The organism is Massilia forsythiae, assembly GCF_012849555.1.
Classification (GTDB): domain Bacteria; phylum Pseudomonadota; class Gammaproteobacteria; order Burkholderiales; family Burkholderiaceae_D; genus Telluria; species Telluria forsythiae.
In genome coordinates, this window is the sequence record NZ_CP051685.1 from 5688380 (window position 1) to 5703289 (window position 14910).

Sequence of the window (14910 nt, forward strand, 5' to 3'; positions counted from 1 at the left end):
GCTGCCGCTTACTTGACCGCGCCGGTCGCCCTGGCCTTGGCTTCGACCGCCTCGACGGCAACGTTGGCGCGGCCGATCGGCTGGTCCATGTTGGCCAGGAACCAGGCGGTCGTCGCCATCACCGCGGCATGGCGGCGCAGGTTTTCCGGGATCACCTTGTCGAAGGTGTCCGCCGGGGTGTGGTGGTAATTGAAATAATCCGACGAGTCGATCCATGGCTCGAACGACGGCACGCCCGAGATCTCGAGGTCGCGCAAGTCGCCGGAACCGACCACGTCCTCGCGCCGGAAGGCGCCGGCGCCCATCGGGTACAGGGCCGCCTGCAGCGGCGCGAACAGCTTGGCCGCCGCCTGGCCGATACCGGCGCGCAAGCCGAACGGACGGCCCGAGCCGTTATCGTCCTCGTAGGCGGCGAAGTGCTTCTCGGCGTTGGCTCGATAGGCGTCGTTGTAGCCCTTGCCGCCGCGCCCGCCGTTTTCCTCGTTCATCCACGCCACCACGCGGATGGTGCGGCGCGGACGGTAGTCGAGCTTGCGCAACGTGTCGATCACGCCCATGGCGCTGACCACGCCCGAGGCGTCGTCGTTGGCGCCGGTGGCCAGGTCCCACGAGTCCAGGTGGCCGGAGACCAGCACGATCTCGTCGGCCTTGTCGGTGCCCGGCCAGTCGGCGATCACGTTGTAGCTGTCGGCGTCCGCCAGGGTCTGCGGGGTCAGGGTCAGGTGCAGCTTGACCGGGCCGCGCTTGGCCAGGCGCGCGATCAGCATCGAATCCTCGATCGTGATGGCGGCGGCGGGGATGCGCGCGTTGTCGGCCAGGTTGGTGGCGCCCGTGTGGACGATGCGGTAGGCGGCGCCGCCGACGGCGCGCACCAGGGCGGCGGAGGCGCCCATCTCGGCAGCCATGCGCGGTCCGGCGCCGCGGAAGGCCACCGCCTGGCCGTAGGCGGTACCGGCCAGGCCGCGGTCGGCCATGTCCTGGTCGAACGGCACGTCGAACAGCACGATGCGGCCTTTCACCTCGGCCGCGCGCGCCTTCAGCTCGTCGAAGCTGCGCACCACGACGACCTCGGCGGTGAGGCCGGCCGCCGGCGTGGCGCCGGAACCGCCGAGCGCGGTCAGCACGACTTTCTGGGTCACGCCGGCCGGGCGGCCGCGGTAGTCGACCACGGTGCCGGTTTCCACGCCGCGCACCCAGTGAGGCACCTTGACCGGCTGCAGCGTGACCCTGGCGCCCAGCTTGCGCAGCTCTTCCGCCACCTGGGTGACGGCCGCGGCCGCGCCGGCGGAACCGGACAGGCGCGGCCCGACCAGGTCGGTCAGGTCTTCCAGGCGCTGGTACGGGTAGTCGTTGGCCAGCGCCGTGTCGCGCACCCTGGCCAGCGCGGCCGGGTCGCTGCCCGGGGTGGCGCCGTGGGCGGCGCTCCCGAGCAGGCAGGCGGCGAGGAGGGACAAGGCGGGCAAGCGGCTGCGGCGGTTCATGCGTGGATCCTTCAGGTTGGCGAAAAACGAAAAACGCCAACGATAACGCATCCCCAAGGATTTATGGAAAATTAATTGCAGTAAATACATTTTTTGGACGACTGGACGCGGCTGCGGCTGCGGCTGCGGCTGCGGCTGCGGCCGGCATGATGCGCGCCACCACCCTGCGTCCCACGCATTGCCGGCGTCCGTGCCTCAGGCCGGCACCAGGCGCACCAGCGTGATCTCGGACGGCGCCCCGAAGCGTTTAGGCGGGCCCCAGTAGCCGGTGCCGCGGCTGGTATAAACCCACAGCGAGCGCACGCGGTTCAGGCCGGCGACGAAGGGCTGCTGCAGCGGCACGAACAGGTTCCACGGAAAGAACTAGCCGCCATGGGTGTGGCCGGACAATTGCAGGTCGAAGCCGGCATCGGCCGCCGCCGGGGCGCTGCGCGGCTGGTGCGCCAGCAGGATCCTGACGGCGACGTCACGCGGCGCGCCGGCCGCCGCCCGTTGCGGATCGCTCTTGTGGCCGGGATTGAAATGATGGGCGGTGAAGTCGGTGACGCCGGCGATCATCAGGGACGCATCGCCGCGGCGCCGGATCACGTGCTCGTTGAGCAGCACGCGCAGCCCGAGGCGGCGCACCTCGGCGATCCAGCCGTCGGCGCCGGAATAGTATTCATGGTTGCCGGTGACGAAAAAGGCGCCGTCCGGTGCCGACAGGCGCGCCAGCGGCGCGGTGCGCGCGGCCAGGCGCTGCACGCTGCCGTCGACCAGGTCGCCGGTGACGGCGATCGCGTCCGGCTTGAGGGCGTTGACGCGTTCGACGATGGCGTTCAGGTAGGGACCGCGGATGGTCGGGCCGACGTGGATGTCGGAGATCTGGGCGATCGAATAGCCGCTGAGCGCCGCCGGCAGGCCGGCGATCGGCACGTCGACCCGCACCACGCGCGCCAACCGGCGCGCATTCACGAAGCCGATCACCGTCACCGCCAGCGCCGTCAGCGGCACCGCCAGCGCGCTGTTGCGATCGACGGCGGGGCCGGCGGCGCCGGACAACGCCAGCCCCAGCAGCGCCAGGTCGCGCACCAGGGTCAGCACGAACAGCGAGGAAAAGTACCCCATCGCCAGCAGGCTCACCCACGTCAACTGCTCCGACCAGCGCGTGCGCCGCAGGCTCGGCGCCACCAGGCCGATGCGCACCAGCGCGGTCGACAAGGCCAGCAGCGTGGCGCCGGCCGCCATGCCAGCAATGCCGAGCCGCATGCCGGGCAGCAGGCGCAGGCCGACGTACAAGTGCACCAGCACCAGGATCGAAAGAATGGAGACGAGGGAACGTTGACGTGCCATGGGAAAAATCGGGGCCGGAGTATTGCTAGATGGGGCGGGCTGGGGCTGCTGCAAGATGAAAATGGAAAATTGTTACAGCCCCTGATGCAGATGTAAGAATTGGTATTAACAAGTGGCGCCAGCAATGGCCGGGCATATAGTGGATTCATGCCTGACGTCGTCGCGATCATTCCGGTCCCCCGTCGAGGCGCAAGGAAAAGCCATGTTGAAGAAAAAATGCTTTGGTGCGGTACTCCTGGCCGCGGCCGCCGTGTCCTCCACGGCATTCGCCGATGACCGCGGTGTGAACACCGCCGTGGGCGCGCTGGTCGGCGCTGCCGTCGGCGGCAGCGCGGCGGGACGCAACGGCGCCATCGTCGGCGGCGTGCTGGGCGCGGCGGTCGGCAGCTCGGTGCGTACCAACGACGACTATTACTACCGCGACCGCGGCTACTCGAACGGTTACGTGAGCAGCTACTCGGGCGGCTACGCGCCGGGCTACTACCAGTCGGGCTATTACCAGCCGGCGCCGGTTGTCGTCGAATCGCGCCCGCGCTATTATTCGCCGCGTCCGGAAGTGGTGTACGTCGAACCGCGCCGCGGCGGCTATGACCGCGGATACGATCGCGGCTACGACCGTGGTTATGATCGCGGCTACGACCGTGGGCACGACCGCGGCTGGGACCGCGACCACGACCGCGGCGGCTGGGACCGCCACCGCTGAGCGCTGGCCGGCGCCCTGCCGGCCCAGGGCGGACTCTGGATGAGCCGCCGTGCCCCGCAAAACCGCGCCGCCCGCGCGGTTTTTTTTCGTCCGCACCTGTATGCCGTTTCACCCTCCCCCCGCTAGTCGCGGACGGCGGCAGCCGCGCCGGCCACGGGAGAACACATGTATGCAGCAGGAGACATCATCGCATTGACGGGCGGCGCCTGGCGCCTGCGCGCGCCGATGGCCGCATCCAGCTACGGCGTGCTGTGGCGCGCCGAGCCCTGCCTGGGCGGCGCGCCGGCCGCGCTCAAGCTGGTCAACCTGGCGCAAATGGCGCTGGCCCTGCCGCCGCAGCGCGCCTGCTGGACCCGCGACGCGGCCGCCGAGATCGGCTTCCTGCGCGCGCTGCAGCCGTGGGACAGGCGCCACATCGTGCGCCTGCTCGACAGCGGCGTCCACCTGGACCAGCCCGCGATGGCGCTGGAACTGCTGGACGGCGACCTGGCGCGGCACCTCGAGTGCCTGCGCCTGCGCGGCGAACGCGTTTCCTTCGCGCAGGCGCTGGCCTGGACCGCCCAGGTGAATGCGGCGCTGGCCAAGGTACACCAGTACGGCTGGCGCTACCTCGACCTGAAGCCGGCCAACCTGCTGGTCGACAAGGGCGGCGGCAACGGCGGGGCCGCGCTCAAGCTGGCCGATTTCGGCACCAACCGGCCGCTGGCCGACGCCCGCGCCCACGCTTATGCCGGCACCGCCAGCTGGCAGGCGCCGGAACAGTTCTTCGAGCACGAGGACGGCGGCTACCGCACCGATGCGCGCACCGATTATTTCGCCCTGGGCGCCCTGCTCTACCACCTGGCGACCGGGGTCCAGCTGCGCTTCGGCGGCGCATGCGCCGGCGCCCGGCGCGTCCACGGCAGCGCAGCGGCGGCGTGGCTGCGCGAACGCCACGGCGGCGCGGTGCCGCCTCCGCTGGCGCCGGACGAGGCCGCGCTGTTCCTGCGCCACGCGCTGCCGCACGGTGCGGGCTGCGGAGAGGCGGCGCTGGCATTGCTGCGCGCATTGCTGGCGGCGCATCCCGACGGGCGGCCGCGCCATGCGCTCGAGATCAGCCGCCTGATCGAACGCGTGCGCCTCGGCGCAGGCGATGCCGTGCAGCCGCTGCGGAGCGCGGCATGAGACCCTTGCGCGTGTTCGCCGGCGCCGGCCTGCTGGCGCTGTGCTGCCTGCAACTGCTGGCGCTGCTGCGCGCGCCCGCCGCCTGGATGCCGGCCGAGGTCGGCATCGTCCTGGGCCGCGGCGACAGCATGCAGATCGGCCGCGACGCGCTCGGCGCGCCCGAGGGCGATGCCGCGCCGTTCCTGCTGCGGCGCGACGCCGGCGGCGACTGGTGGATCGGCGCCACCGATGGCGCCGCGCCGCCGGCGCTCGAGCGCGACGGCGTGCGGCGCCGCGGCGGCAGCGTGACGCTGGCCACCGGTCAGCGCCTGCGCGTGGGCGCGGCCACGTTCGCGATCGAGAGCGGCGGCGCGGATGCGGTCGGCTTTTCCAGCGCCACGATGCCACCCGTAGCGCCCGCAGCGCCCGCTGCGGCGCTGCCGTACGGCACGCCCTTGGACGCCGGCCGGATGGACGGCGCGCCGCAAGACGCGGCGTCCGCGGCATCCCCGGTCGTGCCGGCGCGCGCCGGCGGCGCCCCGGCGGCCGTGCACTGGCGCTACGACGGCGCCACCCTATGGCGCGACGGCGCGGTCCAGCCGGCCTGTCCCGACACCCGCGCCGGCGCGCGCCTGGCAGCCGCCTGGAACCGCGTCGCGCCGGCGGCGCTGACGCTGGCGCGGCCGCTGGTCTTCGGCGGCAACCTCGATTGCGGCAACCGCATCGCCCTGCCCGGCCTGGCGGCGCCGGCGGCATCGTTCGCGCGCAGCGCCGACGGCATCGCCGCGTCCGCCGGCGGCGCGGGCGTTCAGGCGCCGCCCCTGATGGTGGAAGCCGGCATCGAAACGGCGCTGGCCGAACGCGCACTGCGCCTGCAGGCCGGCGACATCCTGCTGGCCGGACGCACCCGCCTGCTGGTGCGGCCGGACGGCGGCCTGCTGCGGCTGCGCCCGGCCAGCCACGTCGCCCTGTATGCCGAACCGCAGCGGCGCCTGCCGCCGGGCGTGACCTGGTCGTGGCAACGGCGCGCGTTGTGGAACCCGGCGCCGGCGCTGGCGGCGGTCATGGCGGGCTCGGCGGGAGTGCTGCTGGCCGGCTTTTGCGCCTGGCGCCGGCAGAAGCGGGGGCGCCCGCGCGCCGCGCGCACGGACGGGCGCGCCGTTTTCCAGCTGCTGGCCGGCGCGCTGCTGGCCCTGGCCGGCCTGCTGCTGCTCTGGCTGCAGCGCAGCGGCGCCGCGGCCGGCGCCGGCGTGGCGCTGCCGGTGGCGTGGGCGGCGCTGTGGCTGGCGCTGTGGGCGCCGCGGCGCCTGCCGCTGGCGCTGGCGGCCGCGCTGCTGCTGCTCGCCACCGGCCTGCTGGCGCAGCTCGAACTCGGCCTGGCCGGGCCGGACTCGTCCTGGCTGCGCTACGTCCAGAAGAGCGCCGCGCTGCTGGCCGTCGGCCTGGGCGGCGGCGCCGGCTGGCAGGGCTGGCGCGGCTGGCGCATGCAACACGGATCCGCCGCGCCGCGCCAGGCGCGCGTGGAAGCGCTGCTGATGCTGCTGGCCGCGCTGGCGCTGGCGGCGCTGCTGCTGCAGGTGGCGTTCGGCGACGAGACCGGGGTGTTCGACCTGCAGCCGGTCGAATTCGCCAAGCTGGCGCTGACGGCGCTGAGCGCGCATTGCCTGGCGTTGGCGGCCGGGGCGCAGCCGGCGCCCGGCGGCGCCCTGCGGCAATGCCTGCGCCTGGTGTTTCCGGCGCTGCTGTTCGCCGTGCTGCTGGCGGTGGCGCTGGTGCAGGTCGACGATTATTCGCCGCTGGTGCTGCTGGGCGTGTGGGGCGGCGCCCTGGCGCTGGCGTACGCGCTGGCCACCGGCCAGCGCCTGGCGGCGGCCGCGCTGCTGGGCTGCGCCTGCCTGGCCGTGCTGGGGATCGTGGGGCTGCGCGGCGCCGGCCCGGCCGCGCTGGCGCAATGGAATTTCTATGCCGACCGCTTCCTGGTCTGGCTCGATCCAGGCACCCATCCGCATACCGGCCAGCAGTTGCTGCTGGGCGCGCGCGCCGTGATGGAAGGCGGCTGGCGCGGCGCCGACGGCCTGTTCGGCCTGGCCACTGCGACGCGCGGCGGCGAAGCGGCGCTGCGCATTCCCGCCGTCCAGGACGACTTCGCCGCCTCGTTCTTCCTGAACCGGCACGGGCTGGCGGCGGCGCTGGCGCTGTGGCTTTTGCAGGCCGCCTTCGTCGCCGGCCTGCTGGCGATTGCGCTGCGCTGCTGGCTGGCGCAGCGCCACGCGCGCGACTTCCGCCTGGCCTGGCTGGCGCGCCTGCGCTGCTTCGTGCTGTGCGGCGGCGCCGCCTTCGTGTGCGGCCATTTCCTGCTGTCGTGGGGCACCAACCTGGCGATCTTCCCGGTGATGGGCCAGCCGATGAGCTTCCTGTCGGCCGGCGGCTCGCACCTGCTGTTTTTCATCTGCCCCCTGCTAGCGTTTGCCGCCGCGAGCGCACAATCCTTGGAGGAGAACCAACCATGTCCAGCAGCATCGCATTCAGCCGCAACGCCTCCGGGGCCGCATCCGGCGCCGGCATGCACACCGTCCCCCGCATTGCACCCCGCACTGCGCCAACCTACGTCGAGCGCCAGGTCCTGACCGGCATCGCCGACGTGTTCGATCCCGAGGCCCTCTGGCAGGCGCCGGGACTGGCCCTGTTCGCGCGCCGTCCGCTGCTGCGCGACCTGCTCGAACGCGCCCCGCGCGAACGGCGCGGCAACGCCGCCACGCGCTGCTTTTCGCACGTGACGCTGGTGCTGCCCCAGGAAGAAGTCGACGATGACCGCCACCTGACGCGCGGCGCGCGCGTGCGCGACCTGACCCAGGGACTGGCGGCGCTGCACCAGAGGGATTTCGGCGACCTGCTCGGCGGCGACGAGGTGCGCTACCGCGTGCTCGGCGCCGACGGCCTGGCGCCGGGCGAGGTCGAGGTGCGCTTCGGCCATGCCGTGTACCTGCCGGCGCCGGGGGAGGCGGTCCAGCACACGGTCGGCGTCTCGCGCGACAGCGCGGTGTGGAAGACCGCCTGCGCCATCTACCCGAACCAGCGCCTGACGCTGATCGGCCAGGACGAACACGGCGCCACCTGCGCCGCACCCGGCTGGCCGTTCGGCGCCGAGGGCGCGGTGCTGCTGGTGAACGACGGGCCGGGCCTGCCGCTCGAAGTGCAGGTGCGCCCCAGGGACGCCTTCGACTGCGTCTACGACGCCGTCCAGGATTACTACGTGATCCGCTCGCGGCGCGGCGCGGTGGACGGCGCCGGCGTGCCGCTGCGCCTGCTGCTGCGGGTGACGCCGGCGGCCGGCCCGGCGGCGGCGCCGTCCGTCCAGGACGCGCGCCAGGCGCCGGCGGCGGTCGCGCTGCCTTCCGTCGCTGCGCGCGCACGCCTGCAGCAGGCCGGCGCGCCGGCCGCGGCGCCGGCGCATCGTGCAGTGCCGGCGGCGCCGCCGGCCGCCGGCGCCACGCATGCCGCGGGCGGCACACCGGCGCACGCCACGCTCCAGGGGCAGGTGGCAATCGCGGCGCAAACCGCGCACATGGCAACCCTGCCGGGCCGGCCGCTTCCGGCACAGCCGGCCGCCGGCGCGCCCATGGACGACGCCTCGGCCGATGCCATGCCGGCTGCGCCCGCACCGGCTTCGCTGCGCCCGGCCGCGGTCTGGAAGCCGCGCCTGGCGCCGGACGACCAGCGCACCGCCCTGCCGGCGGCGCCCGGCGCGCAGCGCCAGGATGCGCGTTCGCCGCAGGCCATCGACGCCGAAGCGACCTACGCGCCGCTGGCGCGCCACCGGGTGGCGCTGGCGGCGCTGGCCCTGCCGCGCCTGTCGCGCTACCGCGATACCGGCGCCCAGGCGCTGGAGATCGGCCTGGACCGCGCGCTGGCGCCGGCCGCCGCGGGCAACGCGGTGATCACCTTCGCGGTCGACCAGGCCGACGGCCTGCATGCGATCACCGCCGCCGGCCGCGAGGCGATCGGCGTGCCTTCCAGCTTCCGGCCGGTCGACAACGGCGCCGTCGACCTGCTCGCCGTCGCGCCCGGGATGGCGGACCGCTACTGCGCGCTGCTGCGCCTGCCGCCCACGCCGGCGCTGCCGGCGGCGCCCGGCGCGCGCTGCGTGTTCGGGCGCGCCGCGCCGGCGCTGGCGGCGCTGCGCGTGCTCGATTCGCCACGCTTCCTGCGCCATGCGGCGGGTTCGGCGGCCTCCAGCGCGGACCGCCTCGGCCTGTCGCGCAGCGCCTTCAGTTTCGACACCGCCGAAGACGGTTTCGACATCGCGCGCCTGAGCCCGACCCAGGCGCTGTACCACCTGGACGAACGCCTGGCCTTCGTCGCGGCGATCGATGCGGCCACGCCGGAAGCGCCCTACCGCCTGCCGGCCGGGCACCACCTGGTGGCCGGCCATTACGTGCTGCGTTTCGAGGCTTGAAGCGGCCATGGACACCACCGCAATCGCCGCCTATGGCGCGGCCCTGGCGCTGACGCTGCTGCTGGCCGCCTGGCTGACGCCGCGGCGCTGGTGGCGCCGCCCCAGTCTCGGCGTCATCGCGCTGGCGGGCGGCGGCACGCTGGCCTTCGGCGCCCTGTTCTGCATGCTGCTCGGCGTACCGCCCGGCCCGGCGCAGCGCGCCATCGCGGCGCGCCCTGGCCCGGCCGCGCCGCGGATGTACTCCGGCGCCATGGGCGTGGCCGCGCCGGCGCGCGGCAGCCGCTACCTGGTGATCGACGGCCTCAACCTGCGCACCCAGGGCGGCGTGCGCGGCACGCGCGTGGCGGTGCTACCGGCCGGCGCCCTCGTGACCGCCGGCGGCGCGCGCGACGGCGACTGGTGGCAGGTGCGCGCGCGTGTGAAAGGCGGCGAACTGGAAGGCTGGGCCAACAGCCTGTGGCTACGCCGGATCGACGAGCGCGGCGGCGGACACGGCCAGGCCGGCGCGCGCATGGGGCAAGGCAGCGTCGGCCAAGGAAGCGTCGGGCACGACAGCGCCGACCTCGGCAACACCGCCCACGGCGCGCGTTAGCGCCGCATCCAGGCGCATCGGGTTGTAGCGCACCCGCGCCACCTGCATCGGCGCGCTGCGCACGAAACCGAGCGCCTCGTACAGGGGAACCGCATGGTTCGACGAATTCACCGTGAACACGCCCGCGTGGCCGGGCGCCAGCGCCGCGGCGCGCGCGCATTCCCACAGGCGGCGCGCGATGCCGCGCCGCTGCCAGCGCTCGTCGACGAACAGGTGATACACGTGGCTGCGCTCGCGTATGCCGATGAAGCCGGCCAGCTGGCCGTCGACCAGCGCCGCGTGATAGGCCATGCCGGCGGCCAGCGCGGCGCGGATGCCGTCCTCGCCGTGCTGGGCAAGAAAATCCGCAGCGTCCTGCGGCGCCGATTCGTGCAGGATGAACGCCTCGGCGCCGCGCCGCAGCACGCCGGCCGCGGCCGGGACGTCGGCGCCGGCCAGCGGCCGGATCAGGATTGCGCCGGCGTTGGCGTTGGCGCTGGTGCTGGTGCTGGTGCTGGCACTGGTCATCGCGGGCTCCCTCTCTTGGTATGCGTGGCAAGGCCAACCTACCACACGGCCGCAACCGGCGCGGCCTGACCGGTGCGCCGATTGCGGGTAAAGTAGCGTCATGCCGATTCCACCGCCCCTGTCTCCGTCTTCCCTGGCCGCCGCGCTGCGCTTCGGCGCGCTCGACGTCGCCGCCTTTTCCTGCGTCGGCGCCGGGCCGCGCCTGCGCGAGGAAAACCAGGACAACCTGGTACTGATCGATACCGCCGGCGAAGCCGTGTTCCTGCGCGACGGGCTGCCGCAGCGGCGCCGCCTGCCCGGCTGGCGCGCCGGGCATGCGCGCGTGGCGGTACTGGACGGGATGGGCGGCCACGGCCACGGGCGCGAGGCGGCGGAAGCGGTCGCCGCCGGGCTGCTGGCGCTGCCGCCCTGCGACGGCGCGGCCGAGCTGGCGCAGCGCTTGGACGGCCTACACGCCGGCCTGCAGCGCCATTTCGCCGGCGCCGCCTTCGGTCACGGTGCGCGTCCCGGCACCACGCTGACCATGCTGGAGCTGCCGGCCGGCGGCGCGCCGCTGCTGTACCACGCCGGCGATTCGCGCCTGTACGAAATCACGCGCACGCACGCGGCGCCGCTCAGCGTGGACCACGTGCCGGCCACGGCGTTCGCGATGGCCGGCCTGCTGGGCGAGGACGACTGGTGGCGGCAAGTGCACGGCGAGCACCGGCCGCAGGTGTCGCAGGCGTTCATCCTGGGGAATGCCTTCGCCGACCCGGCACGGCTGAGCGATCCGCTGTTCGAACTGTCGGCGGCCAACCTGCCGGCCTGGCTGGCGCCGCTGGCCGACCGGCGCGCGCTGGCGCTGCGTCCCGGCGCCTCCTACCTGCTGGCGACCGACGGCCTGTGGTCCTGTTCCGACCCGGACGGCTGGGTCGGTCAGTGGCCGCAACTGCTGGGCGGCCGCGCCAAAGCCGCCACCATGCTGGCGGCCCTGTTCGGCGCCTACGACGCGCATCCCGCCGCCTTCTTCTACCCCGACAACGTGACGGCGATCCTGCTGCGCACGCCGGACGGCGCCGGACGCGAAGAAACCGCGCTGCCCGACGCTCGATAGGGAATCCGCCATGAAACGCTGCGCCAGTCCCGACCATCCGCATTGCACCACCTGGGTCATGCCGGGCGCGCCGGTATGCGCGCACGGGCATGCGCAGCCGGCGGACCCCGGTCATGAAGCGGCCATGACTGCAGACGCCGCAGCGCCGGCGCTCTTGCCGCGCGCTTTGCCGCAAGCCGTGCCGGCCCTGCCCGTCTACGCGCAGCCGGTGCCGGCGCGCCCGCACCTGCGCGTCAGCGGTTTCGACCCGCGCGCCGCCGGCGGGCGCCAGACCATCAAGCTGACGCTGCACGCCATGGCGGCCGACGCGCCGGCGCGCCTGGAGGCGCGGCTGGCGTCCGAGCTGCTGGCCGGCAGCGGCGCGCGCCTGGCCTTTACGCGCGACGTGCATGGCGGCTGGCTGCCGTTGTACATCGAATTTTCCTCGCGCGGCCGCGAGCACGGCCAGTACCGCATCGACGTCGAACTACGCGGCGAGCCCCCGCGCCGCCACGAAGCGCCCGCGGCGGCGGATGCCGGCGCACCCGTGGCGGCGCGCGCCTGGGTGGCCACGCTGGTGCTGCTGGTGCCGCGTCCGGACGCGTCGCTGGAAGAAATCCACCGCACCTTCCTGTCCACCCACAAGAATGTGCGCATCAGCGCCGACGACGCTTCCATCGCGCGCGTGCACGGCCTGGATGCGGGCGGGCCGATGGACATCGAGATCGCCGCGCGCAACGCCGGCATCGCCCGGCTCGACCTGGCCGGCCTCGCCGGAAACGGGCATGGCGGCGGCAAGATCGACCTGGCGCTGCCGACCATCGCCTGGGACGAGGACCTGATCGAAATCGACCTGGCGGCGGCATCCCGGGCCGGCGCGCAGGTGCCTGCGCGCTTGGCGGGTGCGCATCCGTGCCCGGCGTCGAGCGCCTGCCTGGTGGCGGCCAACGGACGCGCCGGCGTGCCGCGCCACCTGCGCCTGTTCGCGCTCGACGAATGCGTGCTGGGACGCTGGGAAAGCACGCAAGCCGGCGCCGGCCCGGCGCTGCTGCACTACGGCGCGCACGGGCCGGAGGCGGACGGGCTGACGCGGCGCCTGTCGGCGCGCCATGCGCTGGTACGGCCGCGACGCGACGGCTTCGAGATCGAGGACGTGTCGCGCTACGGGCTGCTGCTGGACGGCGCCTGGCCCGGCAAGCGGCACGCCGTGCCGCTGCGCGCGGGCATGCGCATCGAGTTCACCGCCAGCATCCGCGGCGTCGTGCTGCTGGAGGTGGGCGCCCTGTCGGCGCACGGCGTGCTGCTGCGCCGTGCCGACGGCGGCGCCGACGACGAGTGCTTTTTGCTGCTGGCGCCGGAACGCCATCCGGATGCCGCACTCACTGCGGCCGCCATGCCGCCGCTGTTCCACCGCGACGGCGGCTTCTGGCACCTGGACCGCGCCAGCGGCCGCGAGACGGCGCTGGCGCCGGGCGGCGCAGCCGGCAGCCTGGCCGGCCTCGAAGGCTACGGCCGCTTCGCCGCCACGGCGCGGCCCGAAGACCGCCGCCCCGGCTAGAACCGGAGCGCACGCCACGCCGGCCTGCCCGGCGACGACCCCGGTGCGCCGTCGGCGCGCCTCAGCGCACGCCCAGCACCACGAACACCAGCGCGGCGCCGGTCAACAGCACCGCCTGCAGCGCGAATACGATCAGCGGTATCTGCAGTTCTTTCGGGATCCGCATCGGAAGTCCTCCCACACCTGATACGCCGATTATGCCACCGGCATGAATCGATGGCGCCGGGCCGCCGCCATTCATGCGTTGCAAGATTTATCTTGCCTCTTATTGCGGTAACAATGATTTGGGTCAAACGTATCCTGTAAGCAACGTGTATTTCCTTGATTTATTGTCTTGTGGAAATTTCGGAGGTACAGTGCGCTTTGTTCCCTCCACATGCATCGGCGGGCATGCGTCCATCGGGGCCGCTGCCCGCCACCGCAACAAGCAGACATCCATGACCAGCAAACTTACGCTCCGCATCCGCCTCATCGCCACCATGGCCCTGCTCGGGCTGATCATCGTGGCGACCGGATTGATCGGCATCCACGGCATGCGCGCCACCCAGGCCTCGCTCGAAGAGGTGTATTCGAGCCAGCTGGTATCGAGCATCGTCCTGAACAACTCGAAGAATTTCCTGTCGCGCGCCCGCTTCGTGCTGGACCGCGCCGTGCTGCACCCGGACGCGCCGGACATCGACAAGACCATCGCCCGCATGCAGGGCTTCCTGGCCGATTCCGACAAGACCTGGAAGGAATACCTGGCGATGCCGCGCGACGCCGAGGAACAGGCGCTGGTCGATGCCCTGGCGGCGCGCCGCAAGGAATACGTCGACGGCGCCATCGCGACCCTGACGCGCGCCGTGCAGCAGCGCGACGGCGCGGCGGTGGAAACCCTGTTCATGAAGACCCTGACGACTGCCTTCGGCGACTACAACACCGCCTCCAACAAGCTCGACGACTACCAGGTCAAGTCGGCCAAGGCCGCATTTGAGGAAAGCCTGGCGCGCAGCGAGCGCCTGCTCAAGCTGGCGGTGGGCGCGGTGGTGCTGGGCGCGCTGCTGATCGTGGTGTCCTCGGTCTCGCTGCTGCGCGCCATCATGGGCCCGCTCGACCAGGCGCTCGGCCACTTCGAGGCGATGGCCCGCGGCGACCTGTCGACCCCGGTCCCGGCCGGACGCGGCGACGAAATGGGCAAGCTGCTGGGCGGCCTGGCCGACATGCAGCACAACCTGGCCGCCACCGTACGCAGCGTGCGCGACAGCAGCGCCTCGATCGCCAGCGCCAGCAGCGAGATCGCGGCCGGCAACCTGAACCTGTCCAACCGCACCGAGCAGCAGGCCGGCAGCCTGGAAGAAACCGCCTCCTCGCTGGAAGAGCTGACCTCGACCGTGCGCCACAACGCCGACAATGCGCGCCAGGCCAACCAGCTGGCGGTATCGGCGTCGCAGGTGGCGCTGCGCGGCGGCCAGCTGGTGGCCGAAGTGGTCGACACCATGGGCACCATCAACGCCTCGTCGCGCCGCATCGTCGACATCATCGCCGTCATCGACGGCATCGCCTTCCAGACCAACATCCTGGCGCTGAACGCCGCGGTGGAAGCGGCGCGCGCCGGCGAACAGGGCCGCGGCTTCGCGGTCGTGGCCGGCGAAGTGCGCAACCTGGCGCACCGCTCGGCGGCGGCGGCCAAGGAAATCAAGGAACTCATCACGGCCTCGGTCGCCACCGTCGACAGCGGCGCCGCGCTGGTCGACAAGGCCGGCACCACCATGGACGAGATCGTGACCAGCGTGGCGCGCGTCACCGACATCATGGCCGAGATCATGGCCGCCGGCGCCGAGCAGAGCGCCGGCATCGACCAGATCAACCAGGCGGTGCTTCACATGGACCAGGCCACTCAGCAGAACGCGGCGCTGGTCGAGGAAGCGGCGGCCGCCACCGCGGCGCTGCACGAGCAGGCGCACGCGCTGTCCGGCCTGGTCGGCACCTTCCGCGTGGAGCAGGACGACCGCGCCGCCGACGGCGCGCACGCGCTGCCGGGCGCCGGCCGCCTGGCGCTCCCCGCCTGACCCACCCCGCACACGGCG

General features: G+C 73.2%; 9 protein-coding genes and 2 pseudogenes. 8 read left to right on the plus strand and 3 right to left on the minus strand.

What is annotated here, in order from left to right:
• Positions 1-8: 8 nt before the first annotated feature.
• Both HH212_RS23815 and HH212_RS23820 read right to left on the minus strand, forming a co-directional pair.
• On the minus strand, positions 9-1481 hold the full coding sequence (locus tag HH212_RS23815; protein WP_170204753.1) for a M20/M25/M40 family metallo-hydrolase: 1473 nt from the start codon (positions 1479-1481) through the stop codon (positions 9-11).
• A gap of 195 nt (positions 1482-1676) precedes the next feature.
• Positions 1677-2813, minus strand: a pseudogene (locus tag HH212_RS23820) (metallophosphoesterase).
• Between the two features lie 202 nt (positions 2814-3015).
• Here HH212_RS23820 and HH212_RS23825 point away from each other — a divergent pair.
• From HH212_RS23825 to HH212_RS27500, 5 genes are all read left to right on the plus strand, one after another.
• A complete protein-coding gene (locus tag HH212_RS23825) occupies positions 3016-3516 on the plus strand; it encodes a hypothetical protein (RefSeq protein WP_211172404.1) in 501 nt (166 codons plus the stop codon).
• A 165-nt stretch (positions 3517-3681) separates the two neighbouring features.
• Positions 3682-4680 carry a protein kinase domain-containing protein gene (locus HH212_RS23830; protein ID WP_170204754.1) on the plus strand — a complete coding sequence of 333 codons (999 nt, stop codon included), beginning with the start codon at positions 3682-3684 and terminating at the stop codon, positions 4678-4680.
• Positions 4677-7286, plus strand: coding sequence for an FtsW/RodA/SpoVE family cell cycle protein (locus HH212_RS23835; RefSeq protein WP_170204755.1), 2610 nt, complete (start codon positions 4677-4679; stop codon positions 7284-7286). Before HH212_RS23830 ends, HH212_RS23835 begins: the two co-directional genes overlap by 4 nt.
• The gene (locus HH212_RS23840; protein WP_170204756.1) at positions 7223-9115 is read left to right on the plus strand and encodes a hypothetical protein; all 1893 of its coding nucleotides are present in this window, start codon (positions 7223-7225) and stop codon (positions 9113-9115) included. Before HH212_RS23835 ends, HH212_RS23840 begins: the two co-directional genes overlap by 64 nt.
• A 7-nt stretch (positions 9116-9122) precedes the next feature.
• Positions 9123-9707: an SH3 domain-containing protein gene (locus HH212_RS27500; protein ID WP_229217435.1), complete on the plus strand. Its 585-nt coding sequence runs from the start codon at positions 9123-9125 to the stop codon at positions 9705-9707.
• Positions 9708-9728: 21 nt separating this feature from the next.
• On the opposite strand, the pseudogene HH212_RS23850 reads toward HH212_RS27500, so the two are convergent.
• Positions 9729-10316: pseudogene (locus HH212_RS23850) on the minus strand (GNAT family N-acetyltransferase); the annotation flags it as partial.
• Between HH212_RS23850 and HH212_RS23855 the strand changes: the two are divergent.
• The 3 genes from HH212_RS23855 to HH212_RS27770 all read left to right on the plus strand — a co-directional run bounded on the left by HH212_RS23855 (position 10315) and on the right by HH212_RS27770 (position 14892).
• Positions 10315-11307 carry a PP2C family protein-serine/threonine phosphatase gene (locus tag HH212_RS23855; protein ID WP_229217436.1) on the plus strand — a complete coding sequence of 331 codons (993 nt, stop codon included), beginning with the start codon at positions 10315-10317 and terminating at the stop codon, positions 11305-11307. The pseudogene HH212_RS23850 and the gene HH212_RS23855 overlap by 2 nt on opposite strands.
• Before the next feature lie 10 nt (positions 11308-11317).
• Positions 11318-12844, plus strand: a complete 1527-nt coding sequence (locus HH212_RS23860; RefSeq protein WP_170204758.1) for an FHA domain-containing protein — start codon at positions 11318-11320, stop codon at positions 12842-12844.
• Between the two features lie 437 nt (positions 12845-13281).
• Positions 13282-14892, plus strand: coding sequence for a methyl-accepting chemotaxis protein (locus HH212_RS27770; RefSeq protein ID WP_170204759.1), 1611 nt, complete (start codon positions 13282-13284; stop codon positions 14890-14892).
• The last annotated feature ends 18 nt before the right edge of the window (positions 14893-14910 follow it).

Bases quoted from the DNA above. Each gene is read 5' to 3' on its own strand.
- HH212_RS27770 (WP_170204759.1), top strand. From the start codon at position 13,282: ATGACCAGCAAACTTACGCTCCGCATCCGCCTCATCGCCACCATGGCC.
- HH212_RS23835 (WP_170204755.1), top strand. From the start codon at position 4,677: ATGAGACCCTTGCGCGTGTTCGCCGGCGCCGGCCTGCTGGCGCTGTGC.
- HH212_RS23825 (WP_211172404.1), top strand. From the start codon at position 3,016: ATGTTGAAGAAAAAATGCTTTGGTGCGGTACTCCTGGCCGCGGCCGCC.
- HH212_RS23815 (WP_170204753.1), bottom strand. From the start codon at position 1,481: ATGAACCGCCGCAGCCGCTTGCCCGCCTTGTCCCTCCTCGCCGCCTGC.
- HH212_RS23840 (WP_170204756.1), top strand. From the start codon at position 7,223: ATGCACACCGTCCCCCGCATTGCACCCCGCACTGCGCCAACCTACGTC.
- HH212_RS27500 (WP_229217435.1), top strand. From the start codon at position 9,123: ATGGACACCACCGCAATCGCCGCCTATGGCGCGGCCCTGGCGCTGACG.
- HH212_RS23860 (WP_170204758.1), top strand. From the start codon at position 11,318: ATGAAACGCTGCGCCAGTCCCGACCATCCGCATTGCACCACCTGGGTC.
- HH212_RS23855 (WP_229217436.1), top strand. From the start codon at position 10,315: ATGCCGATTCCACCGCCCCTGTCTCCGTCTTCCCTGGCCGCCGCGCTG.
- HH212_RS23830 (WP_170204754.1), top strand. From the start codon at position 3,682: ATGTATGCAGCAGGAGACATCATCGCATTGACGGGCGGCGCCTGGCGC.